Source organism: Pseudomonas umsongensis (assembly GCF_002236105.1).
GTDB lineage: Bacteria > Pseudomonadota > Gammaproteobacteria > Pseudomonadales > Pseudomonadaceae > Aquipseudomonas > Aquipseudomonas umsongensis.
Genome location: NZ_NIWU01000004.1, coordinates 1 through 24,668, shown reverse-complemented (window position 1 = coordinate 24,668; position 24,668 = coordinate 1). Strand labels below are relative to the sequence as shown.

General features: G+C 60.8%; 21 protein-coding genes. 17 read left to right on the top strand and 4 right to left on the bottom strand.

What is annotated here, in order from left to right; genetic code table 11:
• Window positions 1–156 precede the first annotated feature (156 nt).
• The 6 genes from PSUM_RS19955 (at window position 157) to PSUM_RS19930 (ending at window position 6,939) form a co-directional block, all read left to right on the top strand.
• The gene (locus PSUM_RS19955; RefSeq protein WP_020797552.1) at window positions 157–1,224 is read left to right on the top strand and encodes a DUF2333 family protein; all 1,068 of its coding nucleotides are present in this window, start codon (window positions 157–159) and stop codon (window positions 1,222–1,224) included.
• Window positions 1,225–1,227: 3 nt separating this feature from the next.
• On the top strand, window positions 1,228–1,797 hold the full coding sequence (locus tag PSUM_RS19950) for an NUDIX hydrolase (protein ID WP_020797550.1): 570 nt from the start codon (window positions 1,228–1,230) through the stop codon (window positions 1,795–1,797).
• Between the two features lie 283 nt (window positions 1,798–2,080).
• Window positions 2,081–2,452: a translation initiation factor Sui1 gene (locus tag PSUM_RS19945; protein WP_007914613.1), complete on the top strand. Its 372-nt coding sequence runs from the start codon at window positions 2,081–2,083 to the stop codon at window positions 2,450–2,452.
• 219 nt (window positions 2,453–2,671) lie between these two features.
• Window positions 2,672–4,585: an arginine decarboxylase gene (speA, locus tag PSUM_RS19940; protein WP_020797549.1), complete on the top strand. Its 1,914-nt coding sequence runs from the start codon at window positions 2,672–2,674 to the stop codon at window positions 4,583–4,585.
• 231 nt (window positions 4,586–4,816) lie between these two features.
• Complete coding sequence (locus PSUM_RS19935; protein ID WP_083350079.1) at window positions 4,817–6,145, top strand: type VI secretion system Vgr family protein; 1,329 nt, start codon at window positions 4,817–4,819, stop codon at window positions 6,143–6,145.
• Complete coding sequence (locus tag PSUM_RS19930; protein ID WP_083350080.1) at window positions 6,142–6,939, top strand: DUF4123 domain-containing protein; 798 nt, start codon at window positions 6,142–6,144, stop codon at window positions 6,937–6,939. The genes PSUM_RS19935 and PSUM_RS19930 overlap by 4 nt, the downstream gene beginning before the upstream one ends.
• Before the next feature lie 24 nt (window positions 6,940–6,963).
• Here the strand turns inward: PSUM_RS19930 and PSUM_RS19925 are convergent, their stop codons facing one another.
• Both PSUM_RS19925 and PSUM_RS19920 read right to left on the bottom strand, forming a co-directional pair.
• On the bottom strand, window positions 6,964–8,310 hold the full coding sequence (locus PSUM_RS19925) for an MATE family efflux transporter (RefSeq protein ID WP_020797546.1): 1,347 nt from the start codon (window positions 8,308–8,310) through the stop codon (window positions 6,964–6,966).
• 159 nt (window positions 8,311–8,469) lie between these two features.
• On the bottom strand, window positions 8,470–8,763 hold the full coding sequence (locus tag PSUM_RS19920) for a hypothetical protein (RefSeq protein WP_033044798.1): 294 nt from the start codon (window positions 8,761–8,763) through the stop codon (window positions 8,470–8,472).
• A 174-nt stretch (window positions 8,764–8,937) separates the two neighbouring features.
• On the opposite strand from PSUM_RS19920, the gene PSUM_RS19915 reads away from it, so the two are divergent.
• The 5 genes from PSUM_RS19915 to PSUM_RS19895 all read left to right on the top strand — a co-directional run bounded on the left by PSUM_RS19915 (window position 8,938) and on the right by PSUM_RS19895 (window position 13,326).
• Window positions 8,938–9,240, top strand: coding sequence for a MazG-like family protein (locus tag PSUM_RS19915; RefSeq protein WP_020797544.1), 303 nt, complete (start codon window positions 8,938–8,940; stop codon window positions 9,238–9,240).
• Window positions 9,240–9,989 (top strand): methyltransferase domain-containing protein, encoded by a 750-nt coding sequence (locus tag PSUM_RS19910; RefSeq protein ID WP_020797543.1) that lies wholly within the window; start codon window positions 9,240–9,242, stop codon window positions 9,987–9,989. The genes PSUM_RS19915 and PSUM_RS19910 overlap by 1 nt, the downstream gene beginning before the upstream one ends.
• A 12-nt stretch (window positions 9,990–10,001) precedes the next feature.
• Window positions 10,002–10,619 carry a DUF4136 domain-containing protein gene (locus PSUM_RS19905; protein WP_020797542.1) on the top strand — a complete coding sequence of 206 codons (618 nt, stop codon included), beginning with the start codon at window positions 10,002–10,004 and terminating at the stop codon, window positions 10,617–10,619.
• Between the two features lie 55 nt (window positions 10,620–10,674).
• A complete protein-coding gene (locus PSUM_RS19900; RefSeq protein WP_020797541.1) occupies window positions 10,675–11,235 on the top strand; it encodes a DUF4136 domain-containing protein in 561 nt (186 codons plus the stop codon).
• A 123-nt stretch (window positions 11,236–11,358) separates the two neighbouring features.
• A complete protein-coding gene (locus PSUM_RS19895; RefSeq protein ID WP_020797540.1) occupies window positions 11,359–13,326 on the top strand; it encodes a pilus assembly protein TadG-related protein in 1,968 nt (655 codons plus the stop codon).
• On the opposite strand, the gene PSUM_RS19890 is transcribed toward PSUM_RS19895, so the two are convergent.
• Both PSUM_RS19890 and PSUM_RS19885 read right to left on the bottom strand, forming a co-directional pair.
• Complete coding sequence (locus PSUM_RS19890) at window positions 13,296–16,058, bottom strand: PAS domain-containing sensor histidine kinase (RefSeq protein ID WP_083350081.1); 2,763 nt, start codon at window positions 16,056–16,058, stop codon at window positions 13,296–13,298. The two genes, PSUM_RS19895 and PSUM_RS19890, sit on opposite strands and share 31 nt — an antisense overlap.
• Window positions 16,055–16,495, bottom strand: coding sequence for a TadE/TadG family type IV pilus assembly protein (locus PSUM_RS19885; protein ID WP_020797537.1), 441 nt, complete (start codon window positions 16,493–16,495; stop codon window positions 16,055–16,057). Before PSUM_RS19885 ends, PSUM_RS19890 begins: the two co-directional genes overlap by 4 nt.
• A gap of 74 nt (window positions 16,496–16,569) precedes the next feature.
• Here PSUM_RS19885 and PSUM_RS19880 point away from each other — a divergent pair, with 74 nt between their 5' ends.
• The 6 genes from PSUM_RS19880 to PSUM_RS19855 form a co-directional block, all read left to right on the top strand.
• A complete protein-coding gene (locus PSUM_RS19880) occupies window positions 16,570–17,043 on the top strand; it encodes an A24 family peptidase (protein WP_020797536.1) in 474 nt (157 codons plus the stop codon).
• A 91-nt stretch (window positions 17,044–17,134) separates the two neighbouring features.
• Entirely contained in the window at window positions 17,135–17,908 is a 774-nt protein-coding gene (locus tag PSUM_RS19875) for a response regulator transcription factor (RefSeq protein ID WP_020797535.1), read from the top strand.
• Between the two features lie 429 nt (window positions 17,909–18,337).
• Entirely contained in the window at window positions 18,338–21,055 is a 2,718-nt protein-coding gene (locus PSUM_RS19870; protein WP_042955365.1) for a type VI secretion system Vgr family protein, read from the top strand.
• The gene (locus PSUM_RS19865) at window positions 21,052–22,881 is read left to right on the top strand and encodes a phospholipase D-like domain-containing protein (RefSeq protein WP_083350082.1); all 1,830 of its coding nucleotides are present in this window, start codon (window positions 21,052–21,054) and stop codon (window positions 22,879–22,881) included. The genes PSUM_RS19870 and PSUM_RS19865 overlap by 4 nt, the downstream gene beginning before the upstream one ends.
• A complete protein-coding gene (locus tag PSUM_RS19860; RefSeq protein ID WP_020801386.1) occupies window positions 22,881–24,161 on the top strand; it encodes an SEL1-like repeat protein in 1,281 nt (426 codons plus the stop codon). The genes PSUM_RS19865 and PSUM_RS19860 overlap by 1 nt, the downstream gene beginning before the upstream one ends.
• 23 nt (window positions 24,162–24,184) lie before the next feature.
• The coding region (locus PSUM_RS19855; protein WP_346252976.1) for a phospholipase D-like domain-containing protein at window positions 24,185–24,668 on the top strand (484 nt) is incomplete at its 3' end.

Genomic DNA, 24,668 nt, shown 5'->3' with positions numbered 1-24,668 from the left:
AGCCGGACAAATTTCCAGTCTTGGCGAGCTAGGGGATTCCCTTAGTCGTAGTGAGATAAATTTCGCTGTAAAGCCAACGGCGGGTGCCGTGAAAAGGCACGTTGTTGTATGGTTGTGGTCGAATCGATGAACTCAAGTAATTGAAAGGATATCGCCATGCTGGACTGGAAGAACCGCGCCGGTAGCGCGCCTGAACGTGCCGCTGAACCGAAGTCGGCCACCCGCAGTTATTTGGGCGGCCTGGTGTTCAGCCGGGCGCTGGCCACGTTGATTGGCATCTACCTGCTGGTGACGATTGCTCTGGGTTGGTACTGGAGCGCGGAACCTGCCCTGTTTCCGGTGCAGCAGAATGCGCAGTTGGCCGCTGAAAGAGACGGCAAGCAGATGGTGGTCGGCTACACCACGGTGGAAACCCTCAAGAGTGTCGCCGGGACCCTGCTGAACAAACCAGGCGGCTATATTTCCAACGACCGCCTGCCGCCAGGCCTGTGGATGGACAACATGCCAAGCTGGGAATACGGCGTGCTGGTGCAGGTGCGCGATCTGAGCCGGGCGCTGCGCAAAGACTTTGCCCGTTCGCAATCGCAGTCCACCGAAGACGCCGACTTGGCCAAGGCCGAGCCGCGCTTCAACTTCGACAATAAAAGCTGGGTGCTGCCATCCAGTGAGTCTGAGTTCCAGGAAGGCATCAACTCCCTGACTCGCTATCAGACTCGCCTGTCCGATCCGAACCAGAAGAGCGCACTGTTCTATGCCCGTGCCGATAACCTGAACAACTGGCTGGGTGATGTCGGTACCCGCCTGGGTTCGCTGTCGCAACGCCTGTCGGCCAGTGTTGGCCGGGTCAAGCTCAACACTGCGCTGAAGACCGAAGTGGTGGCCCCTGGGCAGGTGCCGCAGGTTGATGAAGAGATCGTCGAAACCCCGTGGCTGCAGATCGACAACGTGTTCTACGAAGCCCGCGGCCAGGCCTGGGCTTTGTCGCATTTGCTGCGTGCCATTGAAGTGGACTTCGCCGATGTGCTGGCCAAGAAGAACGCCACGGTCAGCGTGCGCCAGATCATTCGTGAACTGGAAGCGTCGCAGGAAGCGGTCTGGAGCCCGATGATCCTCAATGGCAGCGGTTTCGGCGTGCTGGCCAACCACTCGCTGGTGATGGCCAACTACATCTCGCGGGCTAACGCGGCGGTCATCGATTTGCGTCAATTGCTGAATCAGGGCTGAGCCATGGCCGATAGCTCCATCGATAACCTGCGCGAGGCCGCCCATCGAGCGGCCTCGGATGCCGAAGAGATCGCCTGGGTCGACGAGCAGGACAATCTGCTCGGCGCCCTGGTCCGGTCCGACTTGCGCGAGCGCGGGCTTATCGGGCGCGGTACCTACATCATGTTGTTCAACTCCGCCGGAGAGCTTTGCGTGCACCGGCGCACCCTGAGCAAGGCGATCTATCCCGGTTATTGGGACGTGGCGGCGGGCGGCATGGTGCTCGCCAGTGAAACCTATGCCGAGTCGGCCGCCCGGGAACTGGAAGAGGAGCTGGGGGTGAGCGGGGTGGAGTTGACCGTTCATGACCATTTTTTCTTCGAGGACACTGGCAATCGCCTCTGGTGTTCGGCATTTTCGGCAGTGTGGGACGGCCCGCTGATCCTGCAGCCGGAAGAGGTGCTGGAAGCGTGCTTCATGCCCATCGAGCAGGTGCTACGGGATATCGAGCAAAAGCCTTACTGCCCGGACTCTTTGGCGGCGTTGAAACGCTATCTCCGTGCCCGTGGCGAAGACGTCGCAAAAGAGGCATAAATTGGCGCCGATTGGCTCTTAGCAATCGGCGTTTTTGCCGTTACACTGCGCGACCTTTTCAAACTGAACCGGTATTGCTGTTTGTAGGAGCTGCCGCAGGCTGCGATCTTTTGACGTTGCTTTTAATTCAACATCAAAAGATCGCAGCCTCGTTGCACTCGTCAGCTCCTACAAGGAAGCTTACCGTTTCAGTAGCGCTGCCCCTGCCTGAGTGGGGCTTCGCGGTCGATGGCACCTGCCCAGGTTGCCGCGACCAGTCTTTGTCCTCCCAAGAGGATTGCCGGTGGCCAAAAAAGCCGCATCCTTCGCCGCCCTTGGTGGCTTGGTATTTTCCACCGACGCAGGTCGTCATTGCCCGGAATGCAGTAAACCGGTAGACGCCTGCATCTGCAAACAGACCGTTATCCCGGCCGGCGACGGCATTGCTCGCGTGCGCCGCGAAAGCAAGGGCCGTGGCGGCAAGACGGTGACCACCATCACCGGCGTGCCCTTGGCCGAAGACGCACTCAAGGAACTGGCGACCACGTTGAAAAAACGCTGTGGTACCGGTGGAGCGTTGAAAGACGGGATCATTGAAATCCAGGGCGATCATGTCGAGCTACTCTTGGCAGAGCTGATCAAGCACGGATTCAAGGCAAAGAAGTCCGGCGGCTAGCAGCCTCTGTGAAAACCACCCGCGGCTTGATCCAGACCTGCCTGACTGCAGGCCTGGCGTCGTCACCATGGTTTTCACAGAGCCTGTTCATGACCGGTTTCTAAACTCACTGCGGTCGGCGAGGTCTATCCCTTCGTTGACGAACCGTCATTTTCATTCTTTAGACTGCGCCGGCCTGACACCAGGCGACGCACTATGACTTCTTTATAGGGGACTTCAATGTCCGTAAGACGCACACGCAAAGACGATGGCAGCCAATGGACAGTTGCGGACAGCCGCAGTGTTTACGGGATTCGCCATTGGGGGGCCGGGTATTTCGCGATCAATGACGCCGGTCGCGTCGAAGTTCGTCCCAACGGTCCGAGCAGTTCACCAATCGATCTGTTCGAGCAAGTCGACCAGTTGCGCAAGAGCGGCTTGTCCTTGCCATTGCTGGTTCGGTTCCCGGACATCCTGCAAGACCGCGTGCGTCAGCTCACCGGTGCGTTCGACGCCAACATCGAGCGCCTGGAATACCAGAGCAAGTACACCGCGCTGTACCCTATCAAGGTCAACCAGCAGGAAGCGGTGATCGAGAACATCATCGCCACCCAGAACGTCTCCATCGGCCTGGAAGCCGGCTCCAAGCCTGAGCTGTTGGCAGTGCTGGCGCTGGCGCCGAAGGGTGGCACCATCGTTTGCAACGGCTACAAGGACCGCGAGTTCATCCGTCTGGCGCTGATGGGCCAGAAGCTCGGCCACAACGTGTTCATCGTGATCGAGAAAGAATCCGAAGTCGGCCTGGTGATCGAAGAAGCCGCCTCGCTCAAGGTCAAGCCACAGGTTGGCCTGCGCGTGCGCCTGTCGTCCCTGGCCTCGTCCAAGTGGGCAGACACCGGTGGCGAGAAATCCAAGTTCGGCCTGTCGGCGGCGCAATTGCTGTCGGTGGTCGAGCGTTTCCGCGCCGCGGGCCTGGACCAGGGCATCCGCCTGCTGCATTTCCACATGGGCTCGCAGATCGCCAACCTGGCCGACTACCAACATGGTTTCAAGGAAGCGATTCGTTACTACGGCGAATTGCGTAACCTCGGCCTGCCGGTGGATCACATCGACGTGGGTGGTGGCCTGGGCGTGGACTACGACGGTACGCACTCGCGTAACGCCAGCTCGATCAACTACGACATGGACGATTACGCCGGTGTCGTGGTCGGCATGCTCAAGGAATTCTGCGATGCGCAGAGCCTGCCGCACCCGAACATTTTCTCCGAAAGCGGCCGTTCCCTGACTGCCCACCATGCCATGCTGGTGATCCAGGTGACGGACGTCGAGAAGCACAACGACGACGTGCCACAGATCGAGAACAAGGAAGCACTGCCGGAAACCGTGCAGTGGCTGGTGGACCTGCTGGGCCCGACCGACATCGAGATGGTCACCGAAACCTACTGGCGCGCCACGCACTACATGAGCGATGTCGCCGCCCAGTACGCCGACGGCAAGCTGACCCTGGCCGAAAAAGCCCTGGCCGAGCAGTGCTACTTCGCCGTGTGCCGTCGCCTGCACAACTCGTTGAAGGCGCGTCAGCGTTCCCACCGTCAGGTGCTCGACGAGCTCAACGACAAGCTGGCCGACAAGTACATCTGCAACTTCTCGGTGTTCCAGAGCCTGCCGGACACCTGGGCCATCGACCAGGTACTGCCGATCATCCCGCTGCATCGCCTGGACGAAGAGCCACTGCGTCGCGCCGTACTGCAGGACCTGACCTGCGACTCCGACGGCAAGATCAACCAATACGTCGACGAGCAGAGCATCGAAACCAGCTTGCCGGTGCATGCCCTGAACGAAGGCGAGGACTACCTGTTGGGTGTGTTCCTGGTTGGCGCCTACCAGGAAATCCTCGGCGACATGCACAACCTGTTCGGTGACACCGACTCGGTGAACATCTACCAGAACGCTGACGGCAGCGTGTACCACGCCGGTATCGAGACCCACGACACCATCGAAGACATGCTGCGCTACGTGCACTTGTCGCCAGAAGAACTGATGACCCACTACCGCGACAAGTGCGCCAGTGCCCGCATCAGTGCCAGCGAGCGCACCCAGTTCCTCGATGCCTTGCGTCTGGGCCTGACCCGTTCCTCTTACCTGTCTTCCTGAGGTAAGTACTGCGCTCACCGGGTTGTCTGAAAATTTACCTTTTGCTTAGGAAATTTCAGATAACCCGGTGGGGCATTTCTCTTTTTTCCTGCGAAAAAGATCGCGTGTCGGCCATCCAAGGGATTTCGTCCTCTTTTCGCGTAGGTCTTTTCCTAAGTTGTACTTCGCCTCTCTACTCGGCCATCTCTCTCGGCGAGAATCCCCGGCTGTCCCTCCTGTAGAGAAATGCCCATGGTCGATCCAGCCAACGAATCGTCATTTCGTCTGGACGTAGCAGGTCTGTCCAATGCCTTCGAGGTTCTGTCCTTTGCCGGTAGAGAATCCATCAGCGAGCCTTTCGTGTTCGACGTGGACCTGCTGATCGAAGACCCGACGCTCGATCTCGCCGGCTTGCTGTACCGTTCGGCCTCCTTGCTATTCGGGCCGGAGGGAAACGTCATCCATGGGCAGCTGCACGAACTGGTCCAGCGTGAACATGGTTTGGGGGTCAGGCTCTGTCAGGTTCGGCTGGGGCCGAAACTCGCCTGTCTGGCCCGGCGCTACAGCCAGCGCATTTTCAGCGGTCGCTCAGTGCCGCAGATACTTGATCAGGTGCTCAGGGAGCACGGCATTGTCGATCAGGATCGACGCCTCGAATTGGCTGGCGATTACCCACCCCGTGATTTCTGCACGCAGTACCGGGAATCGGACCTGCAGTTTCTTCAGCGCCTTTGCGCCCATGAGCGGTTGCACTATCACTTCGAACACCGGGCGGATGGACATTGCGTGGTGATCGGCGAGGGGCCAGGGAATTTTCAGGTCGCTGAGGCGGCGGTCTTCCGTGCGATGGGCGGGCAACCGGCAGTTCGTCGTTTCGAGGTCATGCGCTGTACCGATGGCGCGGCGCAGCGCGTGGAGTGTGGTTCTGACCTGACGACGCTGCGCAGCGGCCAGCTCATGCCGCTGTCCGGGCACCCGGTTCCCGAATGGAATCAACCATGGTTGGTGACCCATATCGAGCATCAAGGCGAACAGGCGGCGAGCCAGACCTATAGCAATACGCTGCGGGCGGAGCAGTGGGTGTTGCCCCTTGAAACGCCACAGGTGGCGCTGAAGCCCAGGATGCACAGCCTGCAACGGGCATGGGTGGTCGATGTCGATGAGCCGCAACCTGATCCATCCAGGCCTGTGGCGGTGCAGTTTGACTGGGTTTACCAGGGGGAGGGCGCGGCATCCAGCCACTGCTGGCTGCCATTGGCTGCGCCACTGAACGTTGCGGCCAGCCCACGGTTGGCTGAAGGCACGGAGGTGGTGGTGAGCTTCACCGAAGGTGATCCGGATCGACCGTTGATCACCGGGTTTCTGCACGGCCCCGCCAGTGTCGACGTAAACGAGGTGCAGGATCCTGCCACATCTGTTCTCGAAGATTGCCCGCTCGACGGAGTGCAACAGTGGTTGTGTTCGGGCGAGCCCCTGATGTTGCTGTGCCTGTTGCCCGGTGGTGGCAGTTTCAATCATTGCGCCCAGACGCTCTGCATCTGTCGCACGGCGCCGCGCCTTGGCCAGAGCGGTGCGGCATGAGCGCGGTACAGGCAACCGTTGCGAACCCGCAATGGTTGTTACTGGACATGCCGGGCGCACCGCAGGTGGGCGTGACCCTGCAGGAAACGTTTGCTCAGGCCGGTAGGTTCTGGTTGTTCGAAGACACCGAGTGGCAGGCACTGCAGGAGCAGGGGCCGGTACTCATCGATCTGCAGAGCTGCCCGGCCCTGGCCGATCTGTACCGCGTCGATGGGCAGCGCTGGCCTGGGTTGCTGATGTTCAGCGAGGCGACGGCGTCGACATTGCTGGCGCATCTGCGGCGCATGCTCAGCGTCTCGTTCAACCTGCATCACCGCGCCTTGTTGAGTTACTTCAACCCGAACACCGCCAGTTATTTTTTTGATGCCTGCGATGCCGAGGAACTCAGTCGCTGGTTAGGGCCTATCAGTCAATTGCGCTGGTTCGGCGGAACCTGGGCAGACCGCGCGCTCGGCTGTCAGGGCTGGCAGCAGTTGCTCAACCCGGGGCTTGATGTGCGCCCTCTGGAGGTCGATGAGGATCTGAGCCCACGGCAGCGGGAAAAACTGCAGACGTGCCTGCTGGAACACCATGCCTGGCGCTGGAATCGATCCACGGGCGCGGATTTCACACGTCTGTGGGACCATCTGGAAGAGGGGCTGGCATTGGGTTTCAGCGAGCGCCCGGTGCTCGACGGCTGGATATGGCTGCGCCTGCAATATCCCGACGCCTGGCTGGTGCAGCCATTATCGGGCGGTACCCAACAGGAGCGCCTCGATAGTGTCCGCAAGCTATGGCAGGACGGCTCAACCTGAGCCGATGCTGTAGATGCCACTGGCTCAGTGAGCGCGGGCGAACCAGCCATCGTTCTGGCGCAGGCGCCAGGCAATCAAGCCGAGCGTCAGGCTGCGCAGCAACATGAACAGCAGAAAGGTTATCCACAAGCCATGATTGCCATAACCCTGCAGCGCCCAGGCGAACGGCAGCAGCAGTACCACTGTCAGCAGCATGCCGTTGCGCATTTCCCTGGCACGGGTGGCGCCGATGAATAACCCATCGAGCAGGTAGCTCCAGACGGCGATCAGCGGTAGCACTGCAAGATAGGGCAGGTACAGGAAAGCAGTGTCGCGCACGCTGGTTATGTCGGTTTGCATCTGGATGAACAGGTGTCCGGCAAACAGGAACAAGCCGGCAAAGCCCAGGCTCGCCAACAAGGACCAACCGCAGGCCACCACCAGGGAGCGGCGCAGGGCATTGCGGTCGCGCGCGCCGATGGCGTGTCCGCACAGGGCTTCCACGGCATGTGCCAGTCCGTCGAGTGCGTGGGCGGTCAGCAGCAAGCCGTTGAGCAGCAGGGCGTTGGCGGCAACGGTCGCATCGCCCAGCCGGGCGCCTTGCACGGTGATCAGGAAAAACACCGACTGTAGCGCCAGGCTGCGGATGAAAATGTCTCGGTTGACCGCCAACAGCGGTCGCCAACTCTGCCAGAGTGCCAGGGTGGCCCAGACGATATGGCCGGGATAAGCGCGCAGGGCCTGGCGCGTCATCATCAGGCCGATCAGCGCGCCGGTCCATTCGGCGATCACCGAAGCCCGGGCCGCGCCCACCACCCCCCATTCCAGGCCAAGGACAAACCACAGGTTAAGGGCAATGTTGACCAGATTGGTGCTCAACAGGATCGCCAGTGGCGCGCGGGCGTTCTGCGTGCCGAGAAACCAGCCGACCAGCGCATAGCTGGCCAGTGCCGCCGGCAGGCCGAACAAGCGAGTGTGGAAAAACTCGCGGGTCATCTGGTCCAGTTCCGCCGACGGTTGCATGAAGTGCAACGCAACCCCGCTCAACGGCACGCCCAAGGCACCCAGCACCACCGCCAGCCCCATGGCCAGCAGCAGGCCCTGCAACAGAATCTGCCGCAGCGCCGCGCCATCCCCGCGCCCTGCGGCCTGGGCGGCAAACCCGGTGGAGCCCATGCGCAGAAAACCCATCGCCCAGGCGAGGAAGGTATAGAGGCTGGCCCCGACCGCCACGGCCCCGAGTTGATGGGCGTGAGGCAGATGGCCAATGACGGTGCTGTCGACCAGCGCCACCAGCGGTACGGAAATGTTCGAGAGAATCATCGGCGCAGCCAGCGCCCAGACCCGACGATGGGTTGGGCGGTCGCGCCAGTCGGCGATCAGGTTGGACATGCAGGCTCCTTGGGGAGCAGGCATTGTAGCGACACATTTGGAATCTGCCGCGATCCATTGCAGGGGCGAGCCTGCTCGCGAAGGCGGTCTTTGAACTACATCAATGTCGAATGTCGCGCCATCTTCGCGAGCAGGCTCGCTCCCACAGGGGGGGTGGGGTCAGTGCATGATCCAGCTGAGCAACCACAACCCCAGCATCAACCAGATGATCCCCATGATAAACGCGGCGTTCATGAACGCGCGAATGGCCGACCATAACAACACCAACCCGACGACCAGGGTGATGATACTGATGATCGACGTGTCCATGCCCAGTGCCTCGGACAAGCCTTCGACAAAATGGCTGCTCGCGCGACTCACCAGTTGGAACAGACCGCTGAGGCCATCAACGATGAAGCGGATGATTGAGCCGAGGACCTGGCCAAGCCATTCGAAAAAACCTTCTACCTGCATGAAATGAACGTCCTGTCTGTAGGAGCTGCGGAGCGACGGTTCGACTTGCCGCGAATTTTCACAGGCGCCACGAATCACGCCATCGAATGATTATGGTGCAAAGACCGACAATGCTGCCAGGCACTTGCCTTCCCCCGTCATCCCCCCGAAGCTATACGTCTTCAGGAGAGCCCGATGAACCTTGTTGAACTGACCGAACGCCTGCACGCTATCCGTGATCGCAATGACTGGCGGCAATTTCACAGCCCGAAAAACCTGGCCATGGCCGCGAGTGTCGAAATGTCCGAGCTGGTGGAGATTTTCCAGTGGCTGAGCGAAGACCAGTCACGGCAGCTGCCGGCTGACAAGCTGGCCCATGCCGGGCAGGAAATCGGCGATATCGTGCTCTACCTGTTGTTGCTGTGCAGCGAACTGGGGCTGGACATGAATGACGTTGTACGCAGCAAGCTGGCGGACAGCGAGCGGAGGTTCGGCTGATGAGCGACCGTCATTTCGATCAACTGGCGACGCGTTTCGCCGAAAAAATCTACGGCGGCGCCAAAGGCGCGATTCGCCTGGCGGTGCTGCAGGCCGATCTGGCCGAAGCCCTGCCGGATCGGCCACTGCGGGTCCTGGATATTGGCGCGGGTCTCGGCCACATGTCGTTGTGGCTGGCCCAGCGTGGTCATCAGGTGACCCTGGCCGAGCCCGCCGAACCGATGCTCGAGGGCGCCCGCCAGCGCTTTGCCGATGCGGAACAGAATGCGACCTTTATCCAGGCGCCCTGGCAGGAACTGCCCGGTCAGCTCACCGAACGCTACGACCTGGTGTTGTGTCATGCCGTGCTTGAATGGCTGGCCGAACCGCACGCCATCCTGCCGGTACTGCACCAGTTGACCAAGGCCGATGGTTGGCTATCCCTGGCCTTCTACAACCGCGACGCACTGATCTATCGCAACTTGCTCAAGGGCCATTTCCGCAAGATGCGCAAGAATGACATGGCCGGCGAGAAGCAGAGCCTGACTCCGCAACAGCCCCTGGACCCACGAGAGTTGGCAGCGCAACTTGAGGGGCTGTGGCAGGTCGAAAGCCAGAGTGGCGTTCGGGTTTTTCACGATTACATGCCGGTGGAGTTCCAGGCCCGCGCCGAGCTGTCGGACCTGCTCGAAATGGAGCTGGCCCATCGGCGCCATCCAGCCTTTGCCGGGCTAGGGCGTTACTTGCACTGGATCTGTCGGCCGGTCTGATCGGAGTTCGAAATGAAAAGTCGTGCAGGGTTGCTGTTGATCTGTCTGGGCCTGGCGGCCTGCCAGGGCAGCAATCCGTACGTGGCAAGTTCCAGGCCTTTGCCGCCAGCGCCACCTCAGGCGGCCAGTACCTTTGATCGCAGCGCCTACCCGGCGCCACCGCGAGACTACGGGCGTTATCGCAGCTGGGCCTGGCTCAACGGGCAAATGCCGCCGGGCACCGCGTGGGCGGACTCGGCGCAGGTCGCCGATGCCGTCAGCAGTGCGCTGGATCAACGCGGCCTGCGGCCCCTGCGTGACAACCGGCCGGCGGATCTGTTCGTCAGCGCAGACCTGCGTTTGGAAACACGCTTGCGTCAGGTCCAGGACGATTACGGCTACTACGGCGGTTACGGCGGCTATAACCGCTATGGTTATGGCCCGGGTTACGGCATGTACGGCAGCATGCCGATTGTGCGCACTTATGAGGAACAGGTCGTGGTGGTTCACGTTGACCTGTACGACGCGCAAAACGGTGAACCGGTTTGGAGTTCGAGCGCTGAAACCAGCAACCGGGGCAGCGAGGGCGAGCGTGTCGATGCCATACGGGAGGCTGTAGAAAAGGCAATGTCGGCGTATCCTCCTAGTTAGCTTCCTGTAGTCCAGAAGCATTTCGCAGGTTCATGTCTTCTACCGGAGAATCGCCATGTTCCGCCGTCTCGCTTTACTGGCAGTGGCCGTGCTGCTCAGTGCCTGCGCCGCCAACCAGGTCAATCATGACTTCGATGCCAGCCGCGATTTTGCCGCGTATCACAGCTGGAGCTGGAAAGAACCGGCGCTGCAATACCGTCCCGATGACCCCAGGATCAAGAGCGACCTGACCGAACAGCGTGTGCGCGATTCGGTGGCCGATCAGCTCGAGCAACGTGGCCTGCGTCAGGCGGGCGCCGGCGCCAGGGGGGATGTGAATGTGCAGGCTTACCTGATAGTCGAGGATCGCCAGCAACAGGTGACGACCAACTACGGCGGCGGTTGGGGTTACCCTTGGTACGGCTACTATGGCGCTCCGATGTACAACGAAACCCGCCTGGTGTCCTACAAGGTCGCGACGATCCAGATCGACCTGCTCGACGGCAAGGACGGCAAGCTGGTCTGGCGCGGCAGTGACGAACAGATGCTCAGCCGCACGCCGAATCCGACAGACCGCAGTAATGCGATACACGAAACGGTCACGAGGATTCTGGCCAACTACCCACCCCGCCGGTGAAAACACCCAATTAACACCCCCTACAGGCGGTGGCGAGTTGCCAGCAGTCACGCCATCCCTTGTCTACACTGCCTTACACCCACGGAGGTTACGTTCGGCCGTGCGCCGGCAAAGGAGTGCGCGATGTCGCCCCGCATGCAGTTTCGCGGCCCTGCCCGACAAACAGGGGCCATTGGCTTGATGGCGGCCGTTACCTTGGCGCTGGCCTTGGCGTTCATGTTGCTGGTGATCGACAGCGGCCGGCTCTACCTGGAAAAGCGCAACCTGCAGCGCATCGCCGACATGGCCGCGCTTGAAGCCGCCACGCGGGGTGGGGATTGTTCCACGGGTGCAACCGCGACCAGCTATGCCACCGCCAGTGCCCAGCGCAATGGCTTCACTGTGCCCAGCGACGGGCGTGCACTGGCGGTTAGCTGCGGTGCGCTGACCCTGGATGCCAACAGCCTGCGGATATTTTCCGTCGACCCTGGCAAAAGTGAAGCGATCCAGGTCATCGCCAGCCACGTCGTGCCGCAAAGTTTTGCGGGCGGCATTGGTGCTCTGTTTGGCGGTGCCCCTGCTGGCTCGACCCTGAACCTGAAGGCCACAGCGGTCGCTGCACTCCCGCCGCCGCTGGCAGCGCTGACCATCCGCAGCACTGTGCTGACATTCGATACCAGCAAGGCAGCCATTACCAGTTTGCTGTTCGGTGGCTTGCTGGGAGGCAACGTGACGATCAATGCCGCAGGCTGGAATGGCTTGGTCAACAGCAACATCAGCCTGCTCAGCTACCTCAATCGCCTGAAAGTCGACCTCGGCCTGACCGCCGTAGGCTACGACCAGGTGCTGTCCAACAGCATCACCGTCAGCCAGTTGATCCAGGCCGCCATCAATGTCCTGGACCCCAATGGCACTCTGGCAGCGAGTGCCACGATCGTCAGCCTGAAGGCGCTGAAATTGGCTGCCGGTGCGACCAGCGTGGTGCTGGGCGACTTGCTGCACGTCGAAAGTGGCAGTGACATCTCGGCCCTGGCAGTGAACCTCAAGGCTTTCGACCTGATTGAAGGCGTCGTGCAGTTGGCCAACAAGCAGAACGGCCTGGTGGCGACCCTGCCGATCAACCTCGCGGGCCTGGCGCAGATCACTGCGCGGGTGCAGGTGATGCAGCCACCGCAATTGTCGGCCGTGGGCAATCCGAAAAAGGCGGCCCAGGCGCCCTTGGGGCCTGACCGCATTTATGTTCGAACCGCCCAGGTCAAGACGTTGTTGTCCATTGACCTGCCGGTACTGGACGCCATCACGCCATTGGTCAATGCCGTACTTGACCTTGCTACGTCGCTGACCGACTTTCTGAAAGACTTGCTGGGCCTGCAACTGCACAAGTTGCTGACGTGCGGCTTGGGTGCACCGTGTGACACGACGGAAGTCAAGCTTCTGCCTCCGCCGATACGGCTCGATGTTGCTCTGGAAGCGGGCGGTGCCTGGAGTTATGTCACGGCTTACAGCTGCATGAGCTCGACGAATAAAAGCCTGACCACCAGCACCACGACCAAGCTGATCGGGCTGAAAATCGGACAGATCACCCCGGAGGATGTGTTTGGTTCCGCCACGGTCCCGCCGACCAATATCGTCAACCCGCTACAAGTCATTTATGTCGGCGTGCAAACCTGCAACCGGCTGCTGTTTTTACCGGCGGTCTGCTACAACCCTCGGCCGAGCGGTGGCATCGGCATCCACGTCAATACCGCGGTAGCGCAGAACGCCAACATACCCCACGTGTATTCCGCACCAGCTGCCGCCAACCTGCCGGAAATCAACCAGCCACCGTTTTTCTACGCCTACACCACCAACAACATCGTCAACAGCCTGAGCACCACCGTCAGCGACCTCGGCGTGAACATGTATGGGCTGTCGGGCAGCATCATCGGTGGCCTGGGCAGCCTCTTGAACGACGTCACCACCGCGCTGGTCAATGCGATCAACACCGTACTCAGCCCGCTGCTGGATACCCTGATCAACACGCTACTGGCGAGCCTGGGCATCGACTTGAACAAGGTCGAAGTCGGCGCCAACCTCAGCTGTCACGCCGGCCGCGCATCGCTGGTGATCTGAGCATCGTGCACGATCGGCAGCTCGATGCAAAATCGCGCGCCCTCGGCCGAGTTTCTGACGCTGAGTGTTCCCCCCATGTTCTGCACGATGCCGTAGCTCACAGACAACCCCAGCCCAGTGCCGACGCCCACTGGCTTGGTGGTGAAGAAAGGCTCGAAAATCCGCTCCAGCAGGCGCGGATCGATGCCGCCCCCGTTGTCTTCAACCCACAGCCGCACCGCATGTTCATCGCGTTCGGTATACACCGCTATCCACGGCTTGAATTGACCGTCGGCCTCACGCTTGCCGAGCAGTGCATCCCGGGCGTTGACCATCAAGTTGATCAACACTTGTTCCAGCTGATCGACATACCCGCGTACCTGGACCGCAAAAGCGCACTCGCTGACCCGCAGTTCCACCCCTTTGCCGCGCATCCCCTCGGCCAGTAGCGACAAGGTGCCGTCGATAGCCTGGGCCGGGTTGAACGGCTGCTGTTCGATATCCGAGCGGCGGCCGAACACGCGCATGTGATCCACCACTCGCGCCGCACGCTGGACCTGAGCGTCGATGCGGTTGAGCTTGTCGGTCAGGTAATCGATCTGTAGATCGCCATTGCCCAAGCGCTTGAGCACATTAATGATCGCCATGCGCATCACGTTCAGCGGCTGGTTGATTTCATGGGCCAGGCCGGTGGCCATCTCGCCCAATGTGGCCATTTTCGCGCTTTGGGTCAGCTGTTGCTGGGCGCGCCGGACTTCGGTGTTGTCGCGACCCACGGCCTGCACCTCCAGCAAGCGGCCTTGCTCGTCGAACACTCCGCGATCCGACCAGACCCACCAGGCGTGTTCCCGGCCGGGTAATTGCAGATTGATTTCCGCCGTGCTCACCGGAAATTCCGGGCTCAATTGACTCAGGCGCTGGAGGAAGGACTCGCGCTGCTGCGCCGACATCCAGCTGCCCAGGTTAACCCCCGGCAAACCCTCGGGCGAACATTCCAGGTAGGTCGCCAGCGGCCGGTTGCCGAAGGACAGGGTCAGGTCCGGACGGTAACGGCAGATCATGGCCGGTGAGTCCTCCACCAACATCCGATAACGCTCCTCGCTCTGCTTGACGTGTTCGGCCGCCAGCGTCGCATCGGTGACGTCCAGCCACAGGCCGACGGCTTCCACCGGCAAACCCAGGTCATCGCGCAGCAACCTGGCTTCGTCGAGCAGCCAGTGGTAATTGCCGCGACTGTCGCGCAGCCGATAACGTGCACGTACCGAGCCTTCGCGCAACAGCAGGCGGGTGCGTTCGAAATAACGCTCGCGATCCTCGGGGTGAACGCGATCGACCAACGCCGCTCCGGTACAGTCAGCGAGCGTCCAGCCCAGCAAGGGTTGCAGGCTGTCGCTGAAAAAGGTCGGTTGCAGCGCACCTTCGACATAGCGCTGCACATAAATCACCGCAGGTGAACTGGCGATCAGATTGTCCAGCCGGGCATGCGCGGCAGCGGCGAGTTGCTCCTGGTTCTTGATGTCGCTGATGTCGAGCATGAATCCTACCAGGCGCCGTTGGTTGCCGACGCCCAAGGCCTGGCCTTGCAAGCGATACCAGGTCGGTGGAGTGTCGCCGTCGTCACGGTGCAGGCGCACGCACAACAGCAGGGGCGCGCCTTCGAGTCGCAAGTCCTGCAGGCGGCTGTGCAATTGTTCGCGATCGGCGGGGTGCACTTGGACGAGCCAGTCCTGCAGTGGCAAACGTTCCTGTTCAAGGTGCAGGGCACGGGCCAGGGAGGGGGCCAATTGCACCTCGCTGTCGTTGAACATTTCCCACCAGCCGGTGCCGAGCAGCGCCTGCAACGACTCCAGGCGCTCCAGCTGCAGGTGATGGCGATGTTCGCGCAAGCGCGCAAGCAAGGGGCCGGCGAGGGCGGCGGCAAACTGCAGCCAGTCGCGCTCGCTGACGTCCGGGGCCTGTTGATGGGCCGTGTAACAGCCACAGAGCAACCAGGCCACCACGCCTTGAGCGTCGTGATAGGGCACGGCGAAACCCTCGGTGTTGCCAAAGGTGCCTTGCAGGCGCGGGTGCTCGGCCAGGTTCAGGTGATGCGGCGTGGAGCCGTCCAGACTGTCGAGGCCGGTGCCCAGGCGCTGGCCGTTGTGCCACAGGCTGGGCGTGTCAAAGCCGGCATAGTGCTGGTGAATCTGCCAGCCCTCCTGCTCATCGAGCAGCGCCAGGGCGATACAGGGGATGTGAAAGCGTTGGGCCAGCGATTGCAGTTGGTCCACCAGCACGTCGGGCAAGCGCATCAGGCTGCACAGGCGCAACTGTTCACCGATTTGCGCCGCGAGCAACTGGCACTGCTCGCGCAGGCGCGCTTGTCGGCGTTCAAGCAGCAAGTCGCCGATGTCCAGCAACTGCAGCAACCAAGTGTCGGCCATTGGCTGGACCCAGCCACGCAGGTGCAGGGGCGAGCCGCTGAGGCTGTAGAAGTCCAGGTCCAGAAGCTGACCCCGCCAATCGGCGGGAGGGCCCTCGATGGCGAGGCTGCAATGGGGCAAGAGAAAATCCAGCAGATGTGCAAGCTGTGCCGCCGGGGCCTGCTGGGCCAGCAGATGCCGCAGTGGGCCGCTCAGGTGCAACACCCGACCCTGGGCGTCGAGCTGTATCTGTAGGCCGACACTGAGTACGCTTGGGGGCTCCACGATTTCCTGGTGTGCCGGCGGGTGGCGATTGAGCAGGCGCCCGAAGAGTTTATCCCCGGCACTCAAAATTGCAGGCTCGAACTGGCGGTGAGCGTCGCCGGCAAATTCGGTATGGGGCCAATCCCCGGCAGGTTCAGAAACGGAATCACCGCGTTTAACTTTTGCGAGGGATAGTGGATGGCCACCTTCAACACGCCGCCCGTATAAGTAGTGGTCGTGTCGGTGGCGACATCGAAATTCAGCCCGGCGGGAATCCAGGCCAACTGCCGGGTCAGTTCCAGCTTGACGACGTTTTTCAGCGCAGCCTCATAGCCGGGCGTGTTCGGGTCCAGGGCCACGCTACGGCGCACGGCTTCGGCGGTCGACTGGTTGAACGACTGCATCAGCAACAGCGGCAGGCTATACGTGACAATCGCGTAGAACACGGCAAAAAAGATCACGAACACCAAGGCAAATTCAATCGCTACGGCACCTTTTTGCTTACGTGGGAGGTTGCTTTTCATGAGTGCGACTACCCTGACATCACGAGGTAATGTCAGCATAGAATCATTCCGCCATAACGGACGTTTTTTACCGGATGCAGAGCTTTGTCCTACTGATCTGGCTGACGCTATGCGCAGCGCAAGATGCCCAGCAACGGCACATCGCCAACCGCCTGACCCTGGGCGTGGGGGCGCTGGCGCTGGCGTATCTGCTATGGAGCGGAACCACCTGGATCGGCGCCCCAGCCACGCAGGGTGGCTGGGCTGCGTTGCTGGCCATGGCCTTCACCTTGCCCGGCTATGCGATGCGTCGCCTCGGTGGTGGGGACGTCAAGCTCATGACCGCCCTGGGGCTGGCGACCGATGGTCGGCACGTGCTGGGCGTGTTTATCGGTGCCGGCCTGGCCAGTGTGTGTTGGATACTGCTGGCGCCAAGAGTCTGGCTTCATATCAGTCAAGGGCTTAGAAGTCGCCTGTGTTATCTGGAGCCCGGTCTGTCAAGGAAACAGCCCTTTGCCCCTTTCTTGTTGGTGGGGCTGGTGCTGACATTCGCCTGGCTCGGCATGTGATCCGTTTTGTACAGCGGCGAAAGAGCGACTACTTTCATACAGGGGTTTCAGTAATAGGACGGTCAGTCCTTGGCCTTGCAGGGAGTTGCACGTGAACAAGCGTACTTCGGCAATAAAAGTCCTCGTGGTCGACGATCAGTCCTTGATCGTCACAGAACTTTGCGAATTTCTTGAGAGCAACGGCTACCGCTGCGTTCCCTGCGAATCCGGCCATCAGGCGATCGAACGTTTCCAACAAGACATGGACATTGGCCTGGTCCTCTGCGATTTGCACATGCCTGGCCTGGACGGCATTCAAATGGTCCAGGAACTGCAACGCCTGAGTGGTAAACACCGGGCCTTCGAAGCCATCATGCTCACCGGGCAGGCGGACAAGCAGGATGTGATCAAGGCATTGCGCGCCGGCGTTGCCGATTACTACCAGAAGCCGATTGACCTGGGTGAATTGCTCGAAGGCGTACAGCGCCAGGAAGTGGCACTGCAGGAGCGGCATAAGACGCTGCAGTTGGGGCATCTGAACCAGAAGCTGCAATACCTGTCCGAGTCGCTTGATGATCTGTACCAGGACCTGGACCGGGTTCGGCGTACACCGAATGCCTCGGGAGGGGATGCCAGCGATACCGAGCGAACCGAGATCCCGGCCATCTTCAATCAGCTGTCGCCGCGCCAACTGGAGGTGGCGCGGTTGGTGGGCAAGGGGAAAACCAATTATCAGATTGCCTGCGAGTTGGGCATTACCGAGAACACGGTGAAGTTGTACGTGTCGCAGGTGCTGCGGTTGACGCATATGCATAACCGCACGCAATTGGCGTTGGCGATGACGCCGAATCATTCAGGGCTGCGGCATCGGGCGTCGACGAGCTGATCTGCGCTTTAGGCTGGTGTACATATCCAGCCCGCCAGCCGACCTGCATCTGGCGGACGTACTGGGTCCACCTGTGGGAGCGAGCCTGCTCGCGAAGACGGCCTGCCAGCCAATCCGATTCTAGCGGATGTACTGGATCCCCTGTGGGAGCGGGCTTGCCCGCGAAAAACCTGAGGGCACCGCGGGGCGTCTGGTTTCCCGCGTCATCGTTATCGACCATCGTCGGAACACCGCCCGGAGCATGCTCGCTCCTACAGGGTTATCCGACACGGTTAGTGCCTTGTTCAAATAGAGAAACGGCCTACACCATTCTTAGAATCGTCCTATTTCCAGCTTCCTTCCAATTCGCCAAAGCTTTCACCCCACAGGACCCGGGTGAACGCCAAACCCTTCCTGACCGCTCCCCCCGCAGACCAGGAAGGACTGACCATGAGCACCCAACCGCGCATTTTCTTCAACCACAGCCGCCATAAACTCTGGGTCCGCAACCTCGAGACCCGCCTCGATGTCCTTGCCTTTCGCGGCGAAGAACGCCTCAGCCAACCCTTCACCTACGAGATAGAGTTCACCAGCGCCGAGCTCGATCTCGAAGCTGAACAGCTGCTGCGCAAGGACGCCTCTTTCAGCTTGCACGCCGCGCCATTGAACGTCGCGCCGATGCCCTGGAAAGTGCCCGAGGTCAAACCGTTGCGCACGCTGCACGGCGTGATCACCGGCCTCAAGCGCCTGTCCGCCTCCCGTGACGAAGCCCGCTACGAACTCACCCTGCAACCGCGTTTGGCCTTGCTTGAACGCGGCCGGCAATACCGCATCTACCAGGATAAGTCAGTACCGGAAATCGTCGAAAGTATCCTGCGCAGCCGTCACGACCTCCGAGGCCAGGACTTCCTGTTCCGCCTGGTGCGTGAATACCCCCGGCGCGAACAGGTGATGCAGTACGGCGAAAGCGACCTGGCCTTCATCAGCCGCCTGCTGGCCGAAGTGGGCATCTGGTACCGCGTCACCAGCGACCAACGCCTGCACATCGACGTCGTGGAGTTCTGCGACGGGCAGCGCGGCTACCAGTTCGACGTCGAACTGCCGCGCTTCCCGCCCGCCGGGCTCAGCAGCGATGCGGACCGCGTGTGGGACCTGCAAACCCATCACCAGGTGGTGGAAAAACACGTCAACGTCCGCGCCTATCACCCCCTGGACGCCAGGGCCCACCTCGACGCCGACGTCGACCAGACCCGCGGGGCGAAAATCACCTACGGCGAGGCCTACCACTACGCCGAGCCCTACCGCGTACTCGGCGGCGCCTACGATCTGCACGAAGACCTGGCAACCGAAAGCGGCTACTTCTACGCACGTCTGCGCCACGAGCGCTACCTCAACGACCAGACCCGCCTGAGCGGCATCAGCAGCAGCGCCACCCTCGCACCGGGCCAGGTGCTGACCATCACTGGCGGCGGAGCACCGCAGGCCTTTACCCCGCGGTGCGCGATCATCGCCGTGCGTACCCGTGCCGCCCGCGATGCCAGCTTCGAGTGCCGCTTTGAAGCCATGCCCTATTCGGAAACCCTGTGCTTTCGCCCGCCACTGCTGCCCAAACCACAAATCGCCGGCACCGTCCCGGCCCGGGTCACCAGCGGCGAAGCCCACGACAAATACGCAGAAATCGATCTGCGAGGTCGCTACAAGGTCAACTTCCTGTTCGACCGCGACCCGTGGAAGCTCGGCGAAGAAAGCATGTGGCTGCGCCAGGCGCGCGCTTACGCCGGCGACACCCACGGCCTGCACCTGCCGCTGATCTGCGGCACCGAAGTGGCCATCGCCTTCGAACAGGGCGACCCCGACCGTCCCTACATCGCCCACGCCCTGCACGACAGCGAACACCCGGACCACGTGACCCTGCGCAGGCGCGACCACACCCGCAACGTGCTGCGTACACCGGCGAACAACAAGCTGCGCATGGAAGACCTGCGCGGGGAGGAGCACGTCAAGCTCAGCACCGAGTATGGCGGCAAGAGCCAGCTGAACCTGGGGCATTTGGTAGATGCCACGAAGAAAAAACGCGGGGAAGGGTTTGAGCTAAGGACGGATGATTGGGGGAGTATTCGTGGAGGCAAAGGGTTGTTCATCAGCGCCGACGGACAGCCCAAGGCGCAAGGCTCGGTCCTCGACATGAGCCCGGCAGTGGAACGCTTGCAACAAGCCGGCGAACAACTGCAAAAACTCTCGCAAGATGCCCAAGCGGCGAACGCCGATCCCGCCGATGTGCAGGCCCAAATGTCGCTATTGCGTGAACAGATCGACGCGCTCAAGGCGCAGGTGATCCTGCTCAGCGCGCCCCAAGGCATTGCCCTCACCAGCGGCCAGCACCTGCAACTGGCGGCGCAGGAGAACATGATGCTCAACGCTGGCGGCGACGCCAACTTCAGTGTGGTCAAGCGCCTGTTCATGGGTGTGGGTCAGGGTTTGAGCCTGTTCGTGCGCAAGCTGGGGATCAAGCTGATCGCCAATCAGGGCGCCGTAAAAATTCAGGCACAGAACGACACCCTGGAACTGATAGCGCGGCATGGCCTGAACATCACCAGCACCGAAGACGAAGTCCATATCACCGCGAAAAAGAAAATCACCCTGAACGGAGGAGGCAGCTACTACACCCTCGATGCGAACGGCATCGAATCGGGAACATTGGGCGATCACAACGTCAAGGCGGTGTACGTCGAGTACAGCGGCCCGGCCAGCATGACCGCCGTGCATCCGGATTACCCGCAAAGCCTGTCCAGACAAAGGCTGAGATTCAATGTAGGACAAGCCCCCAATGCCATCCGCGAGGGCTGGGCGGGCATGCCCTATACCCTCTACGCCGACGGTGCCGTGCTCCAGCGAGGCGTGCTGGACAAGACCGGGCAACTGTCGATCGATCATCAGGTCGTGACCCGCAGCTACCGGTTAGTCATGGCCAACGGCGTGACCCATCACATCCCAGTGCCTGGCGAATACCGCAATGCCGATCAGGCCCATATGGCCAATCGCGGCTTGCACAACCACACCGCGCAGGCCGATTCAGAGATGAGCCAACCCAGCTCGCACACCGATCATCGCGCGCTGTACGACGCGGCGCTACATGCAATCAACGATCAGACAGGGAAGACGTCATGAGCCGCTATGAGTTCGTCTCACCGGTTGCATTCCAGCACAGCCAAGAGGTGACCTGCACCCCGCCCTGGTATGTACAGGACACCGAATATCCGCCCGCCATGGCGACCTATGAACCGTTGATCAATGGTGAAGACACCTTCAAGGCGGTTTACGAGGCTATTTTCAACGCCACGAAAACGGTCGACATCATCTGCTGGGGCTTCCAGCCGTCGATGTATTTCATTCGCGATCGAGATCGAGATCCCAAGGCGCCGAGCATCGGTGAGCTACTCAAGGCCAAGGCGCAAGCGGACGTCAAGGTGCGGATACTGGGTTGGGAGGCGCCTTTCAATGCTGCCGGCCTGTCGGGTGAAGCCAACTTGCCCGGCAAAGGCACGTTCCCCGTCAACGACCGGGCCTTGCAGAGCTCCACCCAGGCGCAATACGACTATGACCGCCAATGGTTTGCCGAATTTGCGGTCCAGGGTGACCAGGCGGTGGAACGTGGTGGACTCAAGCGGCCAGTGTTTGTCAGTCGTGGTTTCGATGTTAACGAACGAGCGGAAATCGCCCATCAAGTGCGACGCGCGAGTCTCGATCCGCAGGTCAGTGGGGCTACGCGCTTCTTCCTGAAAGCGACCCCCACGCATCATCAAAAAACCGTGCTGGTCGACTTCGAACTGCCGGATTGTGCCGTCGGTTTCGTCATGGGCCACAACATGCTCGATGAGTACTGGGACACCAATGCCCATTCGGCGCTGAACCGTTCCGAGGAGCGCAAACCACTCCCCCATCAAGGCCCGCGCGGCATGACCCCGCGTCAGGACATTTCCAGCCGCGTCAGTGGGCCGATCCTGGAAGCCCTGCACAACAATTTCGCCAAGGCCTGGCGCAAGGAAACCGGCGAGGACCTGATTGCCTCACGGCAGTCCATGCAGGTCGGACCGCAACTGCAATGTATCCTGGACGCCACCCGACAAATCGCGCAGATCCTCCGCACCCAGGCCCAGGAGGGCAAGCGCGACATCGAGCAGCTCTACCTGCAAGCCGTCAACAACGCGACCCAGTTCATCTACATCGAAAACCAGTACTTTCGCTGGCCCCCTCTGGCCGAGCTGATCAAGGCTGTGGCAGCGGGCCAGACCAAAGCCGGGCGCGACCCCGGCATACACGGTCCGTTGCACTTGTTCGTGATCACCAATGCCAGCGAAGACAGCGTTGGGTCTGGCGCGGTTAACACCCAGCGCATGCTCCAGAGCCTCGGCCGGGGTGAGCTCATTCCCGGAGTCACCAAGTTACAGCGCATCGAAGCGGTGAAACAAAACGCACCGCCCCGGCCGACCTTCGAACCTCACGACCGCGTCGGGCAGCAGGAACTGGCCAGGTGGGAGGCTGAGCTTGAATGGCAAGCCCGGGCGATCAAGGACAGCACGGTTCAACAGGAGGAACGTCCCGGCCTGAAGGTGCACCTGTGTTCGCTGGTCGCCCCCGACTCGCCCGCGGGCCAACGGTGGATGCCGGTGTACGTCCACTCCAAGTTGATGATCATCGACGATGTGTTCACCACCCAGGGCTCGGCCAATATCAACACCCGCAGCATGCAGGTCGACAGTGAACTGAACATTGCCCATGAGTGGGCGAGTGTGACGCGGGGGTTGAGGCGAAGGCTGTGGGAGATGCATACGGGGGGGATGGGGGCGCAGGATGATCCGGGGGCGGCGTTCAAGGCTTGGCAACACATCATCAAGGAAAACAAAGATCGCCAAAAGGAAAAGGTGATGGGGACACCGTACGCGTCCCTGGTCGAATTTTATTACGACAAAGCCACCCTCAAGGACATCGACTGATGCGCCGCATTGTCCTGTTGTCAATTCTGCTGCTGACGGCATGCGACAGCCGCAGCACTTTTACCTATATGAAGAAGGACCCTCAGGTGAAATCACTAAACGAGATCAAAGCCGATCTGGCGTTTACCTGTGTGCACGAGCAATTTCCCTCGCCGTCAACCGAGGCCGACGTGCTGTTCCAGTACGCGCGTTGGCTGCAAAAAAACAATCAGCTCAAAGAAGACAAAAGCGTCGATTTGGAGATCGAAAGGCTGTACCGCATTGCCGCCGAAAACGGTCATTACAAGGCCAATATCAACCTGCAGAACGGTGCCATGCGCGGCCATTTCCAGCTTCGGGGCGACGAGCATTTGCGTTTGAGCGAACGATTGATCAGCGAAGGAGTGGCTACGGGTTATTACTTCGTCGGGATCTTCCTGCAACAAGGTTCGGCGGGGCTGAAGCAGGATCCGGAAATGGCCCTACGCTACTACCGTAAGGCTGCTGATCACGGCAACGCCCAGGCACAATACTATGTGGGAGACAAATTGGCGTCGAGCGATATGGCTCCGGACATTGCACGGCAAATGCGCCGCTGTGCTGCTGAGCAAGGCCATGGCGAAGCGGCGATTGAACTGGGAATAAATCTCAAGAACAAAAAACAATACCACGAAGCGCTTGAAGCCTTTCAACTTGGAGTCGCTGCGGGTGACAGCACTTCTGCTTATAAATTAGGAAAAATCTTTCGTAACCCCCCACCTACTGATGAACTTGATTATCTCGCCCAACAGGAAGATGTAGAGCGGTCCGAACGCTACGAAAAAATTAGCAAAGTGCTGGGCAACTACTCCTACGCCAAACCAAACGTCCCCGAAATCAACGAAATCCTCCCCTTGCCTCCCGCCAAGTTGCCCGCCTGGGACGGCAAGCTGCAATGGCTCGAAGAACGCCTGGCCAATGTCCCGCCAGAAAAGCCCAGCACTGCTCTGATCAACCAACTGTCCAAGGCCAAACTCCTGGACCCGGCCACCGGCCGTGGTCTTCCGGGATCCCCTGCATTCAGCCAGGCTCACTTATCTGCGCCGTACTGCTATAGCGGGCAAGTCTGCCCGGTGAGTGGGTACTGGAAGATTGGCTGGCTTCCTCGCCTCCATTCAGTAAAGGACGGGAGCGAAACCCGGTACTTCAAGCAGGGCGAGATCTTGCCGATGCAACTGGTCGAGCGTTACCACCTGCGCACCTGGCCCTTCTCCGACAAGATCACGCGATCTGAGCAAGCGGTTGAATGGCGCCTGCTCTGATAAAAAATCAATTTCGTAAATTTATGCCATTGGCTGGCGACGCGCCGTGCATCGGCGAGTTACCGAAGGCCAAGGTGAAACCGGGCATACATGGACCCTTGCACTTGTTCGTGATCACCAATGCCAGCGAAGACAGCGTTGGGTCTGGCGCGGTTAACATCCAGCGCATACAGCGCATCGAAGCGGTGAAACAAAACGCACCGCCCCGGCCGACCTTCGAACCTCACGACCGCGTCGGGCAGCAGGAACTGGCCAGGTGGGAGGCCGAGCTTGAACGGCAAACCCGGGCGATCAAGGACAGCACGGTTCAACAGGAGGAACGTCCCGGCCTGAAGGTGCACCTGTGCTCGCTGGTCGCCCCCGACTCGCCCGCGGGCCAGCGGTGGATGCCGGTGTACGTCCACTCCAAGTTGATGATCATCGACGATGTGTTCACCACCCAGGGCTCGGCCAATATCAACACCCGCAGCATGCAGGTCGACAGTGAACTGAACATTGCCCATGAGT

Coding starts and splice junctions, on each gene's coding strand:
- PSUM_RS19955 (WP_020797552.1), top strand. CDS start 157: ATGCTGGACTGGAAGAACCGCGCCGGTAGCGCGCCTGAACGTGCCGCT.
- PSUM_RS19950 (WP_020797550.1), top strand. CDS start 1,228: ATGGCCGATAGCTCCATCGATAACCTGCGCGAGGCCGCCCATCGAGCG.
- speA (WP_020797549.1), top strand. CDS start 2,672: ATGTCCGTAAGACGCACACGCAAAGACGATGGCAGCCAATGGACAGTT.
- PSUM_RS19935 (WP_083350079.1), top strand. CDS start 4,817: ATGGTCGATCCAGCCAACGAATCGTCATTTCGTCTGGACGTAGCAGGT.
- PSUM_RS19930 (WP_083350080.1), top strand. CDS start 6,142: ATGAGCGCGGTACAGGCAACCGTTGCGAACCCGCAATGGTTGTTACTG.
- PSUM_RS19925 (WP_020797546.1), bottom strand. CDS start 8,310: ATGTCCAACCTGATCGCCGACTGGCGCGACCGCCCAACCCATCGTCGG.
- PSUM_RS19920 (WP_033044798.1), bottom strand. CDS start 8,763: ATGCAGGTAGAAGGTTTTTTCGAATGGCTTGGCCAGGTCCTCGGCTCA.
- PSUM_RS19915 (WP_020797544.1), top strand. CDS start 8,938: ATGAACCTTGTTGAACTGACCGAACGCCTGCACGCTATCCGTGATCGC.
- PSUM_RS19910 (WP_020797543.1), top strand. CDS start 9,240: ATGAGCGACCGTCATTTCGATCAACTGGCGACGCGTTTCGCCGAAAAA.
- PSUM_RS19905 (WP_020797542.1), top strand. CDS start 10,002: ATGAAAAGTCGTGCAGGGTTGCTGTTGATCTGTCTGGGCCTGGCGGCC.
- PSUM_RS19900 (WP_020797541.1), top strand. CDS start 10,675: ATGTTCCGCCGTCTCGCTTTACTGGCAGTGGCCGTGCTGCTCAGTGCC.
- PSUM_RS19895 (WP_020797540.1), top strand. CDS start 11,359: ATGTCGCCCCGCATGCAGTTTCGCGGCCCTGCCCGACAAACAGGGGCC.
- PSUM_RS19885 (WP_020797537.1), bottom strand. CDS start 16,495: ATGAAAAGCAACCTCCCACGTAAGCAAAAAGGTGCCGTAGCGATTGAA.
- PSUM_RS19880 (WP_020797536.1), top strand. CDS start 16,570: ATGCAGAGCTTTGTCCTACTGATCTGGCTGACGCTATGCGCAGCGCAA.
- PSUM_RS19870 (WP_042955365.1), top strand. CDS start 18,338: ATGAGCACCCAACCGCGCATTTTCTTCAACCACAGCCGCCATAAACTC.
- PSUM_RS19865 (WP_083350082.1), top strand. CDS start 21,052: ATGAGCCGCTATGAGTTCGTCTCACCGGTTGCATTCCAGCACAGCCAA.
- PSUM_RS19860 (WP_020801386.1), top strand. CDS start 22,881: ATGCGCCGCATTGTCCTGTTGTCAATTCTGCTGCTGACGGCATGCGAC.